The organism is Sphingobium chlorophenolicum, assembly GCF_000722875.1.
Lineage (GTDB): Bacteria > Pseudomonadota > Alphaproteobacteria > Sphingomonadales > Sphingomonadaceae > Sphingobium > Sphingobium chlorophenolicum.
Window position 1 is genome coordinate 1 of the sequence record NZ_JFHR01000083.1, and the last position, 17503, is coordinate 17503.

The following is a 17503-nucleotide window of genomic DNA, read 5'->3' on the forward strand; positions in this document are numbered from 1 at the left end:
CTTGTGGTGGTGGAGGAAGGCTGGCCGGTCTGCTCCATCGCCTCGGAGATTGCGGCGGTGGTGATGGAGCAGGGCTTCGACGATCTCGACGCCCCCGTGCTGCGCGTCACCAACGAAGACGTCCCGCTCCCCTATGCCGCAAACCTCGAAAAGGCCGCCATCGTCAATCCAGACAAGGTCGTGGAGGCCGTCAGGAAAGTTACTTATCGCTGAACTAATGACCTACACCGCCATCAGGCGGAATAGGTTCCGCTTCCGCAGGGGGAATTGGTACCGCTGGCGTTTATATCGTTGGCTGATCGTTCGCGTACGCTCATCGCCGCCACGGCGGACATTTGCGGCGTACCAAAGAAACTCGATGAAACAAGTGGCTTATAGGTATAATAGATTTCGACAAAGATGAGTTCGCTCTCCTTGGCGGCAGCAATTTTACGTCCAGTTGCGCCAATGCCAGCTGTACCAAGGTTCGTATTTACGACATAGGGCGAATCCTTGATCAGCGCGCCGGTACATCGTTGCCACCGGACTTTTTGATTGATGACGTTGCCGGAATTGTCGATCACAGGTTGAACGCTGGACACTATGATCCGGCCCCGGTTGCGCAGATCGATGCTATCACCCAATATCTTCATGCCGCCCAGCGCGTCGGTTACGTCGCCATTGCTGATCGACAGGCGAATGCGTGAGACGCTGTCAGCCGTCAATGTCGCTACGTCACCCAGTTTTTGCGATGTATAGGCCATATTGGCGGCTTCCATGCTGTACATGGTGAGGCCGACTAGAATGGGTAGGGAGAGCGCGAATTCCACGGCTGCAATACCCGATTGATCGCGCCGCATTCGACGTAGCGTATTAATCATACTCATGCCTTGCACTTCGGGGTTGGGACGGTTTGCACTTCGTATGGCTGGCGGCGTGTCAGGGTCGTTGCTGTCAAAGTGGCTGTATTACCGATGCCAATGAAACGGTAGAGCGGCAGGATACGGTTGTAAGTGACAACCGTATTGTAGCGGACGATGTCGTCCGCATTGCCAATGCCGGTTAAACCTGTTGTCGCTACATCGCGCACATTATTGCCATTGACATCCTCATAGCAGTCGCCGCTATCGAGCGTGCCATCGTTGTCGGCGTCCTTGGTTAGCCGCTCCATCGCGTTGATGTTGCTGTACTGGAAGAAACTGCTCTTAGTTGTCTCGACTGTAGCGCTCGGCACCACGCGTTGGACCGTGGACTGGATGTCGCTTTCCACCGCTGTACTGTTCACCGTCTGCAGCGTGGTGAGGCGCGTGGCGCGCTCCATGGCGCCGAGCAGCACCGACCGGACATAGAGTTGGTAACCCATTTCCAGCCCACCGAACAGGATCAGGCAGAGCGGGATCAAGATCAGCGCAAATTCCGGAATAGACGCGCCGCGTTCGTTTGCAGCAAGCCTCTTAGGAAAAGAAAGAAGCGGCATTATCACTGCGATAGCCTCAGTGAACCGATATTCTCGCCGATGTCGCGGAACACATCGTCCAGGTCCGAGGCTTCGTCAGCCTTGTACCAGTATCCTGTTCCGGAAGAACAGCTCTTTAAATCGTCCGTGACCGTCGAACCAGCGCCGAAAGAAATGGCATAGATCGTGGTGCTCATGTTCTTGATGGCGTTGCAGGTCATAAGCCAGCGAGCGGTGTGATTGTTAGTACTGTTTCCGCTTGAAGCGGTAGTCCGCGCCCAATAGCTTTCTTGAGCATAATTTGAATAGACGCTGTCATCGGTCTGCATCACGCCATCAGTCATGAAGATAACGTACCGCGTTACCGGGAAGGTATGAAAGGTCACCGGATTATCAGATTGCCAAAGACCCGTCCGCGATAACAGGCGAGCCGCCCATAGCATACCGACATCGAGATAGGTTCGCCCTTCGGCCGCAAAGCCGTTGGAGAATTTGAAATAATCGTTGAATTCGGTCGCGGTCATTGGAGAAAATTCGCGCATCGCTTTTGGACAGGAATAATCCGCGCTTCCGGTTTTTGTCGGATCGGTCACAGTCCAGCGCGTTTCCGTGCTCGTTGCTGCGAGGTCGAATTTCAAGTCGTAAGCTGTTGTTGGCAGATTGTCTGGAATGGAATGCCCCGACGTTTTTGTGATCGTATTGCTCGTTGTCCGTTCCTCGACACACCCGTCCCAAGTGTTGGCGAGCCATGTCGCATTATGCGCGACCGACTGGCGAGAACTGGTGCTACTAGTCGACTGATAAGTACCAGTTGTATTAAACCATGTGGGGTTGCGTGCATAGAGAGTGGTTCCGGCTGGTCCTTTGCTGAAGCCCGCATTGACCATCTGATCGAACGGGACGATAGCCCATCGTACTCGCTTGCGGGATGCCTCGGGTGCCGCGCTAAACTGCGTTTCGATCGTTGCCATCTGTGTTTGCAAATTTGCAAGGGAATTACGTAAGGCTTCTATTCGAGAAACATTGACGCCACCTACTTTTTCCTCCGTAGTGTAACGGAAACTCTTACCCGTATCGGCTGCTGTTCCAGTCTTGCCATGGTTGGACGACCAATAGCTGTTACATGCGCTGGTGGCCTTTGAAGGCTGGCATGCCATGGAACCCGTGACGTCCAACACCAGAACAATGTCGATGTTTGTGTAATCGTTGCGTGCGCTGCACGATGCGTTGATCGCAATGGAATCCTTCTTGAATAATTTCATGACGACCGTTGGGACGGTGGTCGAAATCGTCAGTTGTATCTGCTCATTGGCGCCGAGCGTGGGGCTCACCGTCGGTGCGGTGGAACCCAGATATCCACTAGGATAATTGAAGTTTACATATTTCTGTACTTCAGCCGTTACATCGTCACTAAGCACGCCGCTCGATCCCATGATCTTGCGCCCTGCCAGAACGCCCGCGTCACATGCCTGTTGGAGGCGGGTTTTGGCCAGATAACCACGACTGATGTCGAGCGCGCCGCCGACCATGCCGGCCAGCGGAAGCATCGCCGCCGCCACGATCGCCAGCGTATTCCCCGCCTGATTGCGATACAGCCGCATCAGAATGAACAGCGCGCGCTTGATCCGATCGCCCATAATCCGCTCTGCCTTTACTTGCCCCGCACCCCCAATTCAGGCAGGGCAGCCCCATGCCCGTCAGGGACAGTTGGTAGTTTCCCTATGCCGGTTGGGGTTAAAAAGCTGATAATTTCGACCAAATCCATTTCCATCGATATATGCCGATGGATGTTTTGAGCGACGATCTAGCCCCCTTGTCTTCGTTGCTGAGCGCCTATGCGCGCCCTGATGCGCGGCGTCATCGGCTCATCTGGGCACTCGATGCGCGTTTTGCGCGGCTTGTGGCGACCACGAGCGAGCCGATCATCGGGCAGATGCGTCTGGCCTGGTGGAACGATGTGCTGACCGATGAAAGCGGCGTTAAGGGACAAGGCGAACCGCTGATCGATGCGATGCGGAAGTTGAGTGCTTTGCCGCCATCTGGGCTTTCGCAATGGCTCGATGGTTGGGAAGCGCTGATGGGGGAGGTTGACCTTTCCGGCTATGCGGAGGGGCGGGGAGGTGGCCTGTTTCGCGCATTGGTGGGGCGGGAGGATGTTCCACCCTGGCTCGACCGGACGGGAGCGGCTTGGGCGTTGTGGGATTTGTCCGGACATAGCGCAGACCGGGAAGTCGCCGGCAGGGCCATTGATCTGGCGCGGGGATATATAACCGGCGGCAGGCTGCCTTGGCCGAGGGCATGGCGTCCTTTGCGGATCGCTTATCATCTGGCCCGCCATGACATTGAAAAGGGCCGTCGCGCACCGGCGGGATTGACGCCTGCGCTATATTTGAGATTGGTGCGCGTGGCGCTGATGGGGCGATAGGGGGACCAAGGTGGGGCGAGTTCTGGCTGTCGTGATGGCGACGCTTCTGCTGACGGCCGGGGGGCTGTTCTGGTGGCAGGGGCGCGCAAGCAATGAGGCCGTGCCCCGGCCGCTGATCGGACCGCCCCCACCGCCCGCGATCGAGGCTTTGCCCGAAGGCGACCCCGATGCCGTTGGCGATGCGCCGCCCATGCCCGGAGAGGCATCGCCGCAAAGCCGCGAGCAGAAGCGCTTCGGCCGCTACGACCGCGACCGGGATGGCGTCATCACGCGGATCGAAATGATGGGCAGCCGGGTCAAGGCCTTCAAGGCGCTCGACAGCAACAACGACAATCTCCTGTCTTTCGAGGAGTGGGCCGTGACGACGTCGGATCGTTTTGCCAAGGCTGACGGCAATGGCGACGGCAAGCTGACCCCTGCCGAATTCGCGACCACCGCGCCCCGACGGAAAGCGGCGCCGAAATGCCGATGCTGAAAGATCAGGCGGGCTGAAGCTCGCCCAGCCATTGGCCCAGGGCAGCGCGGGCACGGGCGGTCATGGCTTCCTTGCGCTGCTTTTTCTTGACGTCTTCCAAGGGCGGGAACAGGCCGAAATTGACGTTCATCGGCTGATAGTCCGCCGTTTCCACATTGCCGATGACATGTCCCAATAACGCACCCAGCGCCGTTTCGGGCGGCAGCGGTGCCAGCGGCTTGCCCAATATTTCCGCCGCAGCAAAGCGCCCGGCGAGCAGGCCGATGGCCGCGCTCTCGACATAGCCTTCGCAACCCGTCACCTGCCCCGCAAAGCGGATATGCGGCGCGCTTTTCAGGCGCAGCGTGGCGTCGAGCAGCTTGGGACTCTGGATGAAGGTGTTGCGATGCAGCCCGCCCAACCGGGCGAATTCCGCTTTTTCCAGACCCGGAATAGTGCGGAACAATTCGGTCTGCGCGCCATGTTTCAGCTTGGTCTGGAAGCCGACCATGTTCCACAGCGTGCCGGATGCATTGTCCTGCCTCAACTGCACCACGGCGTAGGGCCAGCGCCCGGTTCGCGGGTCATCCAGGCCCATCGGCTTCATTGGCCCGTGACGCAATGTTTCCGGGCCGCGTGACGCCATCACCTCGATCGGCATGCAGCCTTCGAAATAGGGCGTGTCCTTTTCCCACTCCTTGAAGTCGGTCTTTTCGCCGTCGAGCAGCCCCTGGACGAAGGCCTGATATTGCTCCTTGTTCATGGGGCAGTTGATGTAATCCTTGCCCTCGCCGCCGCCGGGACCGATCTTGTCCCAGCGATTGGCCATCCAGCATTTGTCCATGTCGATGCTGTCATGATGCACGACCGGCGCGATGGCGTCGAAAAAGGCGAGATGGGCGATCCCCGCCGCCTGCCCGATGCTGGCGGCGAGGGTGGGGGCGGTCAGCGGGCCGGTCGCGACGATGGTCATGCCCTCTGTGGGCAGCACGTCGATGCGTTCGCGCACGATCTCCACATTGGGATGGCTGGCCAGCGCATTTGTCACACCGTCGGAGAAAATATGCCGGTCCACCGCCAGCGCCGATCCGGCGGGCACCTTGGCCGGTTCCGCCTGCGCCATGATCAGCGATCCCAGCCGCCGCATCTCCTGATGCAGCAGGCCCACGGCATTTTTGTCCGCATCGTCGGAACGGAAGCTGTTGGAGCAGACCAGTTCGGCGAGTCCCTCTGTCTGGTGCGCGGGGGTCATGTCGCCGCTCCCCCGCATTTCCGACAGGCGGACCTTCACGCCCGCCTGCGCCAATTGCCATGCCGCTTCCGTGCCCGCGAGTCCGCCGCCGATGATATGAACCTGATGCATGGGGCGACCCATGGTCCCCTGTGGCGCGCAGGTCAACCGCTGTCAGGCGACGGCGAGATCCGCTTTGCCATGATAGGCGGCTTCGTCCAATATCCCCTCCCGCTTGGCGACGATGGTGGCGACCAGCACCTGTCCCGCGACATTGACGGCGGTGCGCCCCATGTCGAGTATCGGATCGATGGCGAGCAGCAGGCCTGCGCCTTCCAGCGGCAGGCCGAGGGTGGACAGGGTGAGCGTCAGCATCACGACCGCGCCCGTCAGGCCCGCCGTCGCGGCCGATCCCACCACGGATACGAAGGCGATCAGCGCATAGTCTGCGGCATGAAGGGGGATGCCGTAGAAACCGGCGACGAATATCGCGGCCAGCGCCGGATAGATGGAGGCGCAACCGTCCATCTTCGTGGTCGAGGCCAGCGGAATGGCGAAGGCGGCATAGCCCTTTTCCACGCCCATCCGTTCGGTCACGGTTTCGGTAACAGGCAGGGTGCCGACCGAAGATCGCGACACGAAGCCAAGCTGGATGGCAGGCCATGCCTTGGCGAAGAAGGGCAGGGGCTTGAGGCCGTTGGCCGCCAGCAGCAGCGGATAGACGACCAGCAGCACCAGCGCCAACCCCAGATAGACCGCGCCTGCGAAGCTGCCGAGCTGAGCCAGCGCGTTCCAGCCATAGGTCGCGACGGCGCTACCGATCAGGGCGGCGGAACCGATGGGCGTCAGGCGGATGATCCAGCCCAATATGGCGCGCACCACGGCCAGCAGCGAACGGACGAAGGCCAGGAAAGGTTCGGCTTTCTCCCCGACCTTCAGCGTCGCGAGGCCGATGGCGATGGAAACGACCAGCAATTGCAGGATGTTGAAGGACAGGCTGGTGGTCGCGCCCGTATCCGTGACCTTGGTGCTGGCGGATAGGGCGAAGCTGTTGCCGGGGATCAGCCCTTTCAGGAAATCGAGCCAGCCGCCGACGGAATCCGGCTTGGCTGTTGCCAGCGCCTGTCCGTGCAGGCCGGAACCCGGCTGGACGATCAATCCGATGGCCAGGCCGATGACGACGGCGATCAGCGCCGTGATCGCGAACCAGAGCAGCGTCTGCCCCGCCAGCCGCGCCGCATTGTCGAGGGCGCGCAGATTGGCGATGGAGGCGACGATCGCTGCGAACACCAGAGGCGGCACCACGGCCTTCAGCAGCGAGACGAAGATCGATCCGGTGGTCTTGAGCGCCGTCGCCAGCCAGTTGAGGTCGCCATCCGGCCCCGAACCCATGGATCGCGCCAGCAGGCCAAGCGCGAGGCCGACAGCCATGCCGACCAGAACCTGAAATCCGAAACTGCGATAGTTGATGGCCATGGGCTCATTTCCTTCGGGCGACCGGCGCGCGATATGGGGAGCGGCTCCGCCAGATGCGCGCAAGCAATTCTTTATGGGGGTGAATGCGGATAAGGACGCCCTCTTTCCGCAGCTTGACGGTCAAACGAATTGGCCGCCGCGATCCGCTATGCCACACAGGGCGGCGAAATCCAGCATGGAGATGCGACTTTGATGAAGTGGTGGGCGGCGTTCATGGCTCTATGCCTGCCGCAGGGCGCATGGGCGGCGGGTGATCCTGTGCTGGCCAAGGCGGTGCTGATGAAGTCGATCGCTTTCCGGACGGTGGAGGGTAGTGGGCAGGTTCCCCGCCTCGCCGCTTATTATGCGTCGGTGTTGCGGGACGCGGGCTTTGCGGCTGCGGATGTCGAGATCGCACCGCTGGGGGAGACGGCTACTTTGGCCGCGACCATTCGGGGCAGCGATCCTCGACTGAAGCCCCTGTTGATGATCGGTCATATGGATGTGGTGGCGGCCAATCCGGCGGACTGGGCGCGCGATCCGTTCGTGCCGGTCGAAGAGGGGGGCTATATTTTCGGCCGGGGGGCGGAGGATAATAAATATGACGTCGCCATGATGGTGGCGACCATGGCCGGTTTCAGGAAGGAGGGATGGCAGCCGCGCCGGACGGTGATCCTGCTGCTGTCGGGCGATGAGGAAACCCATATGCGCACGACGCGGGCGTTGGCGGAGAAATATAGGGACGCCGAACTGCTGCTGAACGGGGATGGGGGCGGGGGCCTTCTGGATGAAGAAGGGCAAGCCGTGTTGTACCAGTTGCAGGCGGGCGAGAAGACTTATGCGGATTTCGAGATCGGCTTTACCGACGCCGGGGGACATAGCGGCGCGCCGACGCCGGGCAATCCCATCCATCGAATGGCGCGGGCCATCGACCGGATCGCGACCTATCGTTTCGCGCCGATGCGCAATGAACTGACCAAGGCTTCGTTGCTGTTGTCGGCCGACCGGATCGGCGGGGCGGTGGGGGTGGCGATGCGGCGCTATGCGGAGATGGGGGACAGGAAGGCGGCCGATCTGCTGTCGGAATATCCAGAGTTTGTCGGACAGGTTCGGACGACCTGTGTGGCGACCATGGCGCAGGCGGGGCATGCTCTCAACGCCTTGCCGCAGAGCGCGAAGGTGGATGTCAATTGCCGCATCTTTCCGGGCATTGCCATCGATGTGGTGAAGGCGGAATTGGCGCAGGCGATCGATGATGCCAGCGCTACTATTACCACGCTGGATGATCCCAAGGCGAGTGAGGCATCGTCATTGCGGGAGGATGTGGTGGAGGCGGTGAGGGCGGCGGTTTCGGCGCGTTATGCTGGGATTCCGGTGATCCCCTCCATGTCGGCGGGGGCGACGGACAGCCTGTATTTTCGGGCTGTCGGGGTGCCGAGCTATGGGGTGTCGAGCCTGTTCCAGCGGGGGGAGGACGGTTTTGCCCATGGGCTGGACGAGCGGGTGCCGGTGGCGGGGATTCCTGCTGCATTGGATCAGTGGGAAAGGGTGGTGAAGGCTTTGGCGGAGTAGAATCCATGAATGAAATGGCGAGGTGACGGGGGTTTCGCCATTTCATTCATTTCGGTTTCGTAACGATTACTCCCGCTGCGCCGCGATGCTGTTGGCGGCGGAGAGGACTGCCTGGACCGAGGCGGTCGCGATGTCGGTGTCGGTGCCGATGCCGAAGATGGTGCGGCCATCGGGCGTGCGGCATTCGACATAGGCGGCGGCCGCGACGTCCGTGCCTGCGCCGATGGCATGTTCGCTATAGTCCGCGACCTCCAGTTCGACGCCCAGTTCGTCGCGCAGCGCGGCCAGCACCGAGGAGATGAGGCCGTTGCCGCGCCCGGAAATGCTGCGTTCGCCGCCCTTGTGCGTGATCTTGCCAGTGAAGATGCGGTCGCCCGCCGCGCCGCTTTCATGATAGTCGATCAGGCTGTAGGGCTGCTCGCCCGCCAGACGATAATGGGTCTCGAACGCGGCCCATATGTCGGCGGCGTTCAGTTCGCGGCTGCTTTCGTCGGCCAGCGCCTGAACCACCTTCGAGAAATCGGCCTGCATCCGCTTGGGCAGTTTCAGGCCCTTGTCCTGTTGCAGCACCCAGGCGACGCCGCCCTTGCCGGACTGGCTGTTGACGCGGATCACGGCTTCGTAATCGCGGCCCAGATCCTTGGGGTCGATGGGCAGATAGGGCACGTCCCAAATCTGGTCGTTGCGCGCTTCCTGCGCGGCGAAGCCCTTTTTGATGGCGTCCTGATGGCTGCCGGAGAAGGCGGTGAACACCAGTTCGCCCGCATAGGGGTGGCGTGGATGGACGGGCAACTGGTTGCAATATTCGACGGTCTGGATGACTTCGTCGATGTCGCTGAAATCCAGACCGGGATTGATGCCCTGCGTGTACATGTTGAGGGCCACGGTCACCAGATCGCAATTGCCGGTGCGCTCGCCATTGCCGAACAGGCAGCCTTCCACGCGGTCCGCGCCCGCCATCAGGCCCAGTTCCGCCGCCGCCACGCCGGTACCGCGGTCATTATGGGTGTGCAGCGAGATCACCACGCTGTCGCGCCGGGAGATGTTGCGGCAGATCCATTCGATCTGGTCGGCATAGATATTGGGTGTCGCGCATTCGACCGTGGCCGGCAGGTTCAGGATCAGCGGCTTTTCCGGGGTCGGTTGCAGGATGTCGATCACCGCCTCGCAGCATTCCAGGCTGAAATCCAGCTCCGCGGTGGAGAAGGTTTCCGGGCTATATTCGAAATGCCAGTCGGTGTCGGGCTGCTTCGCCGCATTGTCGCGCAGCAGCTTGGCGGCGGTGACGGCGATTTCCCGGATTTGCGGCCGGTCCATCTGGAACACGATGTTGCGCCACGCCGGGGACACGGCGTTGTAGACGTGGACGATGGCCTTCTTCGCGCCGCGCAGGCTTTCGAAGGTGGTGGCGATCAGGTCTTCGCGGGCCTGCGTCAGCACCTGCGGGAAGACATCGTCGGGGATCGCGCCGTCGCGGACCAGGCCGGAGATGAAGTCGAATTCGGTCGCGCCCGCGCTGGGGAAGCCGACCTCGATCTCCTTCACGCCGACCTTCAGCAGCAGGTCGAAGAAGCGGCGCTTCTTTTCCGCGTTCATGGGGTCGATCAGCGACTGGTTGCCGTCGCGCATGTCGGTCGACAGCCAGCGCGGCGGCGCGGTGATGACCTTCGACGGCCACTGGCGGTTGGGCAGGTCCACCTGAGGGAAGGGGCGGTATTTCAGCGAGGGATCGTTCAGCATCATGACGAAAATGGCTTCTCTGCATACGGGCGAGCCTGTCGGCACGTGCCCGGTGGTACGACTATCTGCTTGATTATGCCCTTAGGCGGATTGCCGCGTCATTCAAGCGAAGAGCAGCACAAAAACCACGCCTAAGGGCGTGTAAGTCGTAGCAGGGGAAGAAGCGCGCGCTGCATGATGGGGCTGGCTTTACCCGGAGTTGGGGGAAAGCGCAAGGTTGGTGTGTGGTGGGGGAGAGGTTCCCCTCCCTTCCAGGGAGGGGCAAGGGGTGGGTGCGAGCGTAGCGAGCTTGCACCCTGGCCGCTGGAAGAACGCCGCTGGCGCGGCGACCCCCCCCCGGCCCCTCCCTGGAAGGGAGGGGAGCAAGAAGGGGGTGGGGACTATGTTGCGTTTATTTCTGGAAGGCGGCGACGATCTTCAGTTCCACCGCGTCGCCGACCATCGGGACGCCGTAGCCCATGCCGAAATCGCTGCGCTTGATCGTGGTCGTGGCGACGAAGCCGACATTTTCCTTGCCGCCCATCATCGCAGGAGCCTTGCCCGCGCCGTAAAATTCAGTGTCCAGCGTCACCGGCTTGGTGATGCCCTTGATGGTCAGGTTGCCGCTGATCTCCGCCTGGGTGCCCTGCACCTTCACGCCGGTCGACACGAAGGTCGCCTTGGGGAATTTGGCGGAATCGAAGAATTCCGGCTTCATCAGATGTTCGTCGAGCTTGGCGATGCCGGTCTTGAGATTGGCGATCGGAACTTCGACCGAAACCTTGGCGGCGGTGGGGTTCTTCGGGTCGAGCGTCAGCGTGCCGGTCGATTCGGACAGGACGCCCAGATTGTTGGAAAAGCCCATATGGTCATAGGCGAAAAGGATCTGGGTGTGGCCCGGATCGATCGTATAGGCGCCGCCGGTGACGCGGGCGGCGTCCTTCGCGCCGGGGGCGGCGGGCATTTGCTGGGCGATGACGGCGCTGCCGCCGGCGAGCGCGATCAGGGCGGCGGCGGGGATCAGATATTTGCGCATGAAGGACAATCTCCGAAAAACAATCGAGGGACGGCGCTACGATAAGCGACGTCCCTCCATTGTTCCAGAGGCGTAACCGGAAACAAAGGGTTACCGGCTGCGTCCGCATTCATGGGAATGGTGGGGAGGTTGTGCCCCTTTCCCCTCCACCAGCCTGCGGCCGGTCCCCCTCCCCATCTCTCGATGGGGAGGAATAGGAAGGGGTCAGTTCTTGTCCTTGTCGACCAGCTTGTTCGCGCCGATCCAGGGCATCATGGCGCGCAGCTTGGCGCCGGTTTCCTCGATCGGGTGGCGCTGGGCGGCGATGCGGCTGGCCTTCAATTCCGGCTGGCCAGCGCGGTTGTCGAGCACGAAGTCCTTGACGAAGCGGCCCGACTGGATGTCGGCCAGAACGCGCTTCATTTCCTTCTTCGTTTCATCGGTGATGATGCGCGGGCCGGTCTTGATATCGCCATATTCGGCGGTGTTCGAGATCGAGTAGCGCATGTTGGCGATGCCGCCTTCATACATCAGGTCGACGATCAGCTTCAGTTCGTGGAGGCATTCGAAATAGGCCATTTCCGGGGCGTAGCCCGCCTCGACCAGCGTTTCGAAGCCCGCCTGCACCAGCGCGGTGGCGCCGCCGCACAGCACGGCCTGCTCGCCGAACAGGTCGGTTTCGCATTCTTCGCGGAAGTTGGTTTCGATGATGCCGCTGCGGCCGCCGCCAACACCGGACGCATAGGACAGGGCGATGTCATGGGCGTTGCCGGTCGCGTCCTGATGGATGGCGATCAGGCAGGGCACGCCGCCGCCCTTCACATATTCGCCGCGCACGGTGTGGCCGGGGCCCTTGGGCGCGATCATGATGACGTCGACGTCCTTGCGCGGCTCGATCAGGCCGAAATGGACGTTGAGGCCGTGCGCGAAGGCCAGCGCGGCGCCGGGGCGCAGATTGGCGTGGATGTCGTCGGCGTAGATGGCGGCCTGATGCTCGTCGGGCGCCAGGATCATGAGCACGTCGGCCCATGCGGCGGCGTCGGCGTTCGACAGCACCTTGAAGCCAGCGCCTTCGGCCTTCTTGGCGCTGGGCGAGCCGGGGCGCAGCGCGATGGCGACTTCGGCGACGCCGGAATCGCGCAGATTCTGCGCATGGGCGTGACCCTGCGAGCCGTAACCCAGAATGGCGACCTTCTTGCCCTTGATCAGGCCGATGTCGGCGTCGCGGTCGTAATAAACCTTCATTTGACGTTCCTTCTTTCAGTTCGGGTGGCGCCTTGCGGAGCCTCAGATTTGCGGTGAGGGGGACCACCTGCGCGCGGGGGAGGGGCTGTCGGCCCTCACCCTCCCACCGCTGCGCGGCGGGCCCCTCCCTCTCCCGGTGGGAGAGGGGTTATTTCTTCAATTCGGTTCCTTGCCGCGGATCAGGCCGACGACGCCGGTGCGGCCGACTTCGACCAGGCCGATCTGGCGCATCAGGCCGATGAAATTGTCGATCTTGTCCGTGGTGCCGGTGATTTCGAAGATGAAGCTCTCTATCGTCGTGTCGACCACCTTGGCGCGGAAGACGTCGGCCAGGCGCAGCGCCTCTATCCGGTCCTCGCCCGTGCCCGCGACCTTCACCAGCGCCAGTTCGCGCTCCACGAAGGGGCCGTTTTCGGTGAGGTCCGTGACCTTGTGCACCGGAACCAGCCGGTCGAGCTGCGCCATGATCTGGTCGATCACCTTGGGCGGGCCGCTGGTGACGATGGTGATGCGGCTGATCGCATGGTCGGGGGTGATGTCCGCCACGGTCAGGCTGTCGATATTATAGCCGCGCGCGGTGAACAGGCCCGCGATGCGCGCCAATATGCCCGCCTCGTTCGAAACCGTCAGCGACAGGACGTGCCGCTCGCTAATCTCTTCCTGAATATGCATCAGATCGTTCCGTTGTCCGCTTCTTCGCCGTCATGGCGTTGCGAGATCATGCCCGTGAAGGCGTAGTGCCAATTGCCGTCATCGCGATGGGCGAGGCGCACGGGGAAACCCGCGATCGCATCGAACATCCGCGCCAGATGCTCGCCCACATAGCGGGGGCTGACCAGCAGGCGGCCGATATGGCGTTCGTGAAAGTCGAAGCCCTGATCCAGATGCACTTCCCAGCTTTCATTCTCCGGATCGGCATGGTCCACCGTCCAGCCGGTCAGCTCGGCGGTGCCGGCCAACCGTTCGAAATCGAAGGGTTCGCTCACATGGATGCGGAGCTTCAGATGTTGCGTCACGCCGTCATCCCTACACCAGCGCCTTCGCCTCGTCCGACATGATCCCTTCGACCTGGCTGGGGTCGAGCAGCATGTCGGTATGCGCCGCGCCCGACGGGATCATCGGGAAGCAGTTGCTGAGCTTCGCCACGCGGCAGTCCACGATCACCGGGCCGGGCGTGTCGATCATCTGGCGGATGCCCGCCTCCAGTTCCTGCGGCCCTTCGATGCGGATGCCGGTCCAGCCATAGGCCTCCGCCAGTTTTACGAAGTCGGGCAGGCTGTCCGAATAGCTGTTGGAATAGCGGCTTTCATAGGTCAGTTCCTGCCACTGGCGGACCATGCCCATATATTCATTGTTCAGGATGAAGATCTTGACCGGCAGGCGGTACTGGCTGGCGGTGCCCATTTCCTGGATGTTCATCTGGATCGATGCGTCGCCCGCGACGCAGACGACCAGGCTGTCGGGATTGCCCAGTTGCGCGCCGATGGCGGCGGGGAAGCCGTAGCCCATCGTGCCCAGACCGCCGGAGGTCAGCCATTTGTTCGGCGCGTCGAAGCCGAAATGCTGGGCCGCCCACATCTGGTGCTGGCCGACTTCGGTGGTGATGATGACGTCCTTTGCCGTGCGCGACGCCTTGTAGAGTTGGGCGATCGCCTCCTGCGGCATGATCTCTTCATGGCTGTCGGGATAGGCGAGGCAGTTGCGCGCGCGCCAGCCCTCGATCCGCGCCCACCATTCGCTAAGGTCCGCCGCCTTGTGGCCGCGATCCTTCCAGAGGGCGATCATGTCGGTGAGCGCGCTGGCCACGTCCGCGATGATGGGCAGGTCAACATCCACCGTCTTGTTGATCGAACTGCGGTCGATGTCGATGTGGATCTTCTTCGAATCGGGCGAGAAGGCGTCCAGGCGGCCGGTCACGCGGTCGTCGAAGCGGGCGCCGACGCAGACGATCAGGTCCGCCTTGTTCATCGCCCAATTGGCTTCATAGGTGCCGTGCATGCCGAGCATGCCCAGCCACTGGCCGGACGAGGCGGGGAAGGCGCCCAGGCCCATCAGCGTCGAGGTGACGGGCGCGCCGGTCAGCGCGGCGATCTCGCGCAGCAGTTCGCTGGCTTCCGGGCCGGAGTTGATGACGCCGCCGCCGGTGTAGAAGATCGGGCGCTCGGCAGCCGCCAGCATCTCGACCGCGGTGGCGATGGCGGCCGGGTCCGCCTTCGTCTGGGGGCGGTAGCTGGCATGTTCGAAGCGTTCCGGCTTGCTATAGGGCGCGGTCGCGATCTGGACATTCTTCGGAATGTCGATGACGACCGGGCCGGGGCGGCCGGTGGTGGCGATATGGAATGCCTCATGGACGACGCTGGCCAGCTTGTTCGGGGACTTCACCAGATAATTATGCTTGGTGCAGTGGCGGGTGATGCCGACCGTGTCCGCTTCCTGGAATGCGTCCGTGCCGATGAGGTGCGTTGGAACCTGGCCGGTGATGACGACCATCGGGATCGAATCCATCAGCGCGTCGGTGATGCCGGTGACGGCATTGGTCGCGCCGGGGCCGGATGTGACGAGCACGACGCCGGGCTTGCCGGTGGAGCGGGCATAACCCTCCGCCATATGGGTCGCGCCCTGTTCGTGGCGAACCAGGACGTGGCGGATCTTCGGATGATTGAAGAGTGCGTCATAAATGGGCAGCACCGCGCCGCCCGGATAGCCGAACACGACCTCGACCCCCAGGTCGATCAGGCACTCAACCAATATGTCCGCGCCGCTCTTTTCGGCCACGATGGATCCTTCCGTTGGATAATTGCTGCGCCCTCTGCTCCAGAAGCGGAGCGATGGCAAGGCGGCTGCGTCTATTGGACATAAAATGGCAAGTCAATAGTTATTGTTGTAATTTTATTATCAATTCATCCGTGATTTTGGCATCAATCTGTCTCTGATCTCGTGGCCATTCCGGCGGGGGCTGGCGGGAAAACCAGGTATATTGGCGTTTGGCATATTGGCGGGTGGCGATGCGGCCGCGTTCCAGCATCGTGTCGCGGTCGATTTCTCCCGCCAGCCAGGCGGCGATTTCGGGCACGCCTATGGCGCGCATGACGGGGAGGTCGGGGGAGAGGCGGCGGGCAAGCAGGGTTTCGACTTCCGCTACGGCGCCGCTGTCCACCATCTGGCCGAAGCGCAGGTCGCAGCGGGCGATCAGCCAGTCGCGGGGAGGGAGGAGGATCAGGGGCGAGAGGGCGATGCGGTCGGCTATGCCGCCGCTTTTATGCTGCTGCCATTGGGCGAGGGGCTTGCCGGTGGAGCGGACCACTTCCAGAGCGCGGGCGACGCGGGTGGTGTCGGCGGGGGCTAGGCGGGTGGCGGCTTCGGGGTCTTCCTTTGCGAGGGCGGCGTGGGCTTCCGCCACTGGCATGACGCGGATGGAGGCGCGGATGTCGGGGTCTATGTCGGGGATGGGGGCGATGCCGTCCAGAAGGGTGCGCAGATAGAGGCCGGTGCCGCCGACGAGGATGGGGAGGCGGCCAGCCTCATGCGCCTTGTCGATTTCGGCTTTGGCTTCGGCGGCCCAGCGGGCGGCGGTGCAGGCTTGCGCACCGTCTATATGGCCGAAGAGGCGGTGGGCGACGCCCTCCATCTCCGCTTCGGTCGGTCGGGCGGAGAGGATCTGGAGGTCGGCATAGACCTGGCTGGCGTCGGCGTTGATGACGATGCCGCTTGTGGCGTGGGCGAGGCGAACGGCAAGCGCGCTCTTGCCGCTGGCGGTAGGCCCGGCAATAAGCGCGACGCGGGGGCGGGATTCGCCCTTTGGTGTGGCAGGAGTATCCATGTTCGTTGCGACCTTAGTGGCAAGTGGCGCCTTGAGTCAGGAAGATATTGCCGATGCCGTCGGACGGCTGGCGACGGCCGGGTGCGCGCCTGTCGATAGCAAGTGGCTGGACGAGGGCAAGGCGGCGGATATTTTCTTCGGGCTTGATCCGGTTACGGCGCGGGCGGCGCTGACCGGGGTCGGCGACAAGGTCGATGTGATCGTGCAACTGGCGCAGGGTCGCGAGAAGAAGCTGCTGATCGCGGACATGGATTCCACCATGATCACCGTCGAATGCATCGACGAGCTGGCCGACTATGCGGGGATCAAGCCGCAGATCGCCGAGATTACCGAGCGGGCGATGCGCGGCGAGCTGGATTTCGCGGGCGCGCTGCATGAGCGGGTGGCTTTGCTGAAGGGGTTGGCGGATTCGGCCATTGACCAGTGCCGTGAAGAGCGGGTCGTCATCATGGGCGGGGCCAGGGCGCTGGTGCGGACGATGAAGGCGCGGGGGGCGACGACGTTGCTGGTGTCGGGCGGGTTCACGCGCTTTACCGGGCCGGTGGCGGAGGAGATCGGCTTTGATGCGGCGGTCGCCAATGTGCTGGAGATTGCGGACGGGGCTTTGTTGGGCACGGTGGCAGTGCCGATCGTGGATGCGGCGCGTAAGCGGGCGGAACTGGAGGCGGCTATCGAGGGCGGGATCGACCGCGCCTTGACGCTGGCGGTGGGCGATGGGGCCAATGATATTCCGATGATTCAGGGGGCTGGGCTGGGGGTTGCCTATCATGCCAAGCCTAAGACCCGTGAGGCGGCGGCGGCCGAGATCGTGCATGGCGATTTGTCGGTGTTGCTTTACGCGCAGGGGATTGCTTCGGCGGAGTGGGTTGGGGTTTGATTTTGGTGTGGAGCCGCGTGACAAATTCGGAATGTCGGGAAATGGCCAATAGCGGACGTTCTTCTCCCCTCCCGTAGACGGGAGGGGTCGGGGGTGGGTCGCCGCGCCAGCGGCGTTCTTCCCTGGCCGAGAAGGCGGAAGCTCGCTCCGCTCGCGCCCACCCCCTAACCCCCTCCCGCCTGCGGGAGGGGGGGAGGCGGGAAACCACCCCAAACACCCCCCCCCCCCGGGGTTGGATTTTTCCACGCGCGCCGG

General features: G+C 62.5%; 17 protein-coding genes. 5 read left to right on the forward strand and 12 right to left on the reverse strand.

Annotation, left to right across the window (positions count from 1 at the left end; genetic code table 11):
- Nucleotides 1-213 (forward strand): transketolase C-terminal domain-containing protein (locus tag BV95_RS21045; RefSeq protein WP_037456899.1); only part of this gene is annotated, 213 nt, incomplete at its 5' end.
- Between the two features lie 20 nt (nucleotides 214-233).
- Here BV95_RS21045 and BV95_RS21050 read toward each other — a convergent pair.
- From BV95_RS21050 to BV95_RS23325, 3 genes are read right to left on the reverse strand one after another with little or no spacing between them, the layout of a single operon-like run.
- Complete coding sequence (locus BV95_RS21050) at nucleotides 234-866, reverse strand: TadE/TadG family type IV pilus assembly protein (RefSeq protein WP_081873479.1); 633 nt, start codon at nucleotides 864-866, stop codon at nucleotides 234-236.
- Complete coding sequence (locus BV95_RS21055; RefSeq protein ID WP_037456904.1) at nucleotides 863-1456, reverse strand: TadE/TadG family type IV pilus assembly protein; 594 nt, start codon at nucleotides 1454-1456, stop codon at nucleotides 863-865. Before BV95_RS21055 ends, BV95_RS21050 begins: the two co-directional genes overlap by 4 nt.
- A gap of 2 nt (nucleotides 1457-1458) precedes the next feature.
- Nucleotides 1459-3072, reverse strand: coding sequence for a Tad domain-containing protein (locus BV95_RS23325; RefSeq protein ID WP_062792072.1), 1614 nt, complete (start codon nucleotides 3070-3072; stop codon nucleotides 1459-1461).
- Nucleotides 3073-3218: 146 nt separating this feature from the next.
- On the opposite strand from BV95_RS23325, the gene BV95_RS21065 reads away from it, so the two are divergent.
- The gene (locus BV95_RS21065) at nucleotides 3219-3860 is read left to right on the forward strand and encodes a hypothetical protein (protein ID WP_037456935.1); all 642 of its coding nucleotides are present in this window, start codon (nucleotides 3219-3221) and stop codon (nucleotides 3858-3860) included.
- Nucleotides 3861-3870: 10 nt separating this feature from the next.
- Nucleotides 3871-4335, forward strand: a complete 465-nt coding sequence (locus BV95_RS21070) for an EF-hand domain-containing protein (protein WP_037456910.1) — start codon at nucleotides 3871-3873, stop codon at nucleotides 4333-4335.
- Between the two features lie 4 nt (nucleotides 4336-4339).
- Here the strand turns inward: BV95_RS21070 and trmFO are convergent, their stop codons facing one another.
- A complete protein-coding gene (trmFO, locus tag BV95_RS21075; protein ID WP_037456913.1) occupies nucleotides 4340-5677 on the reverse strand; it encodes a methylenetetrahydrofolate--tRNA-(uracil(54)-C(5))-methyltransferase (FADH(2)-oxidizing) TrmFO in 1338 nt (445 codons plus the stop codon).
- A 42-nt stretch (nucleotides 5678-5719) separates the two neighbouring features.
- Nucleotides 5720-7021 carry a dicarboxylate/amino acid:cation symporter gene (locus tag BV95_RS21080; RefSeq protein ID WP_037456916.1) on the reverse strand — a complete coding sequence of 434 codons (1302 nt, stop codon included), beginning with the start codon at nucleotides 7019-7021 and terminating at the stop codon, nucleotides 5720-5722.
- Nucleotides 7022-7213: 192 nt separating this feature from the next.
- On the opposite strand from BV95_RS21080, the gene BV95_RS21085 reads away from it, so the two are divergent.
- Nucleotides 7214-8572 (forward strand): M20/M25/M40 family metallo-hydrolase, encoded by a 1359-nt coding sequence (locus tag BV95_RS21085; RefSeq protein WP_037456938.1) that lies wholly within the window; start codon nucleotides 7214-7216, stop codon nucleotides 8570-8572.
- Nucleotides 8573-8638: 66 nt separating this feature from the next.
- On the opposite strand, the gene leuA is transcribed toward BV95_RS21085, so the two are convergent.
- The 7 genes from leuA to miaA form a co-directional block, all read right to left on the reverse strand.
- Nucleotides 8639-10315: a 2-isopropylmalate synthase gene (gene leuA / locus BV95_RS21090; protein ID WP_037456920.1), complete on the reverse strand. Its 1677-nt coding sequence runs from the start codon at nucleotides 10313-10315 to the stop codon at nucleotides 8639-8641.
- A gap of 388 nt (nucleotides 10316-10703) precedes the next feature.
- The gene (locus BV95_RS21095; protein WP_037456923.1) at nucleotides 10704-11327 is read right to left on the reverse strand and encodes a YceI family protein; all 624 of its coding nucleotides are present in this window, start codon (nucleotides 11325-11327) and stop codon (nucleotides 10704-10706) included.
- 204 nt (nucleotides 11328-11531) lie between these two features.
- A complete protein-coding gene (gene ilvC / locus BV95_RS21100; RefSeq protein ID WP_037456925.1) occupies nucleotides 11532-12551 on the reverse strand; it encodes a ketol-acid reductoisomerase in 1020 nt (339 codons plus the stop codon).
- Nucleotides 12552-12707: 156 nt separating this feature from the next.
- Nucleotides 12708-13223 (reverse strand): acetolactate synthase small subunit, encoded by a 516-nt coding sequence (ilvN, locus tag BV95_RS21105; RefSeq protein ID WP_013846527.1) that lies wholly within the window; start codon nucleotides 13221-13223, stop codon nucleotides 12708-12710.
- Nucleotides 13223-13567, reverse strand: coding sequence for a hypothetical protein (locus BV95_RS21110; protein WP_037456927.1), 345 nt, complete (start codon nucleotides 13565-13567; stop codon nucleotides 13223-13225). The genes ilvN and BV95_RS21110 overlap by 1 nt, the downstream gene beginning before the upstream one ends.
- A gap of 10 nt (nucleotides 13568-13577) precedes the next feature.
- Nucleotides 13578-15326 (reverse strand): acetolactate synthase 3 large subunit, encoded by a 1749-nt coding sequence (locus tag BV95_RS21115; RefSeq protein WP_037456929.1) that lies wholly within the window; start codon nucleotides 15324-15326, stop codon nucleotides 13578-13580.
- Between the two features lie 100 nt (nucleotides 15327-15426).
- The gene (gene miaA / locus BV95_RS21120; RefSeq protein ID WP_037456932.1) at nucleotides 15427-16371 is read right to left on the reverse strand and encodes a tRNA (adenosine(37)-N6)-dimethylallyltransferase MiaA; all 945 of its coding nucleotides are present in this window, start codon (nucleotides 16369-16371) and stop codon (nucleotides 15427-15429) included.
- Between miaA and serB the strand changes: the two genes are divergently transcribed.
- The gene (gene serB, locus BV95_RS21125; protein WP_037456933.1) at nucleotides 16370-17248 is read left to right on the forward strand and encodes a phosphoserine phosphatase SerB; all 879 of its coding nucleotides are present in this window, start codon (nucleotides 16370-16372) and stop codon (nucleotides 17246-17248) included. The two genes, miaA and serB, sit on opposite strands and share 2 nt — an antisense overlap.
- Nucleotides 17249-17503: the final 255 nt, after the last annotated feature.

Coding starts and splice junctions, on each gene's coding strand:
- BV95_RS21050 (WP_081873479.1), bottom strand. CDS start 866: ATGAGTATGATTAATACGCTACGTCGAATGCGGCGCGATCAATCGGGT.
- BV95_RS21055 (WP_037456904.1), bottom strand. CDS start 1,456: ATGCCGCTTCTTTCTTTTCCTAAGAGGCTTGCTGCAAACGAACGCGGC.
- BV95_RS23325 (WP_062792072.1), bottom strand. CDS start 3,072: ATGGGCGATCGGATCAAGCGCGCGCTGTTCATTCTGATGCGGCTGTAT.
- BV95_RS21065 (WP_037456935.1), top strand. CDS start 3,219: ATGGATGTTTTGAGCGACGATCTAGCCCCCTTGTCTTCGTTGCTGAGC.
- trmFO (WP_037456913.1), bottom strand. CDS start 5,677: ATGCATCAGGTTCATATCATCGGCGGCGGACTCGCGGGCACGGAAGCG.
- BV95_RS21080 (WP_037456916.1), bottom strand. CDS start 7,021: ATGGCCATCAACTATCGCAGTTTCGGATTTCAGGTTCTGGTCGGCATG.
- BV95_RS21085 (WP_037456938.1), top strand. CDS start 7,214: ATGAAGTGGTGGGCGGCGTTCATGGCTCTATGCCTGCCGCAGGGCGCA.
- leuA (WP_037456920.1), bottom strand. CDS start 10,315: ATGATGCTGAACGATCCCTCGCTGAAATACCGCCCCTTCCCTCAGGTG.
- BV95_RS21095 (WP_037456923.1), bottom strand. CDS start 11,327: ATGCGCAAATATCTGATCCCCGCCGCCGCCCTGATCGCGCTCGCCGGC.
- ilvC (WP_037456925.1), bottom strand. CDS start 12,551: ATGAAGGTTTATTACGACCGCGACGCCGACATCGGCCTGATCAAGGGC.
- ilvN (WP_013846527.1), bottom strand. CDS start 13,223: ATGCATATTCAGGAAGAGATTAGCGAGCGGCACGTCCTGTCGCTGACG.
- serB (WP_037456933.1), top strand. CDS start 16,370: ATGTTCGTTGCGACCTTAGTGGCAAGTGGCGCCTTGAGTCAGGAAGAT.
- miaA (WP_037456932.1), bottom strand. CDS start 16,371: ATGGATACTCCTGCCACACCAAAGGGCGAATCCCGCCCCCGCGTCGCG.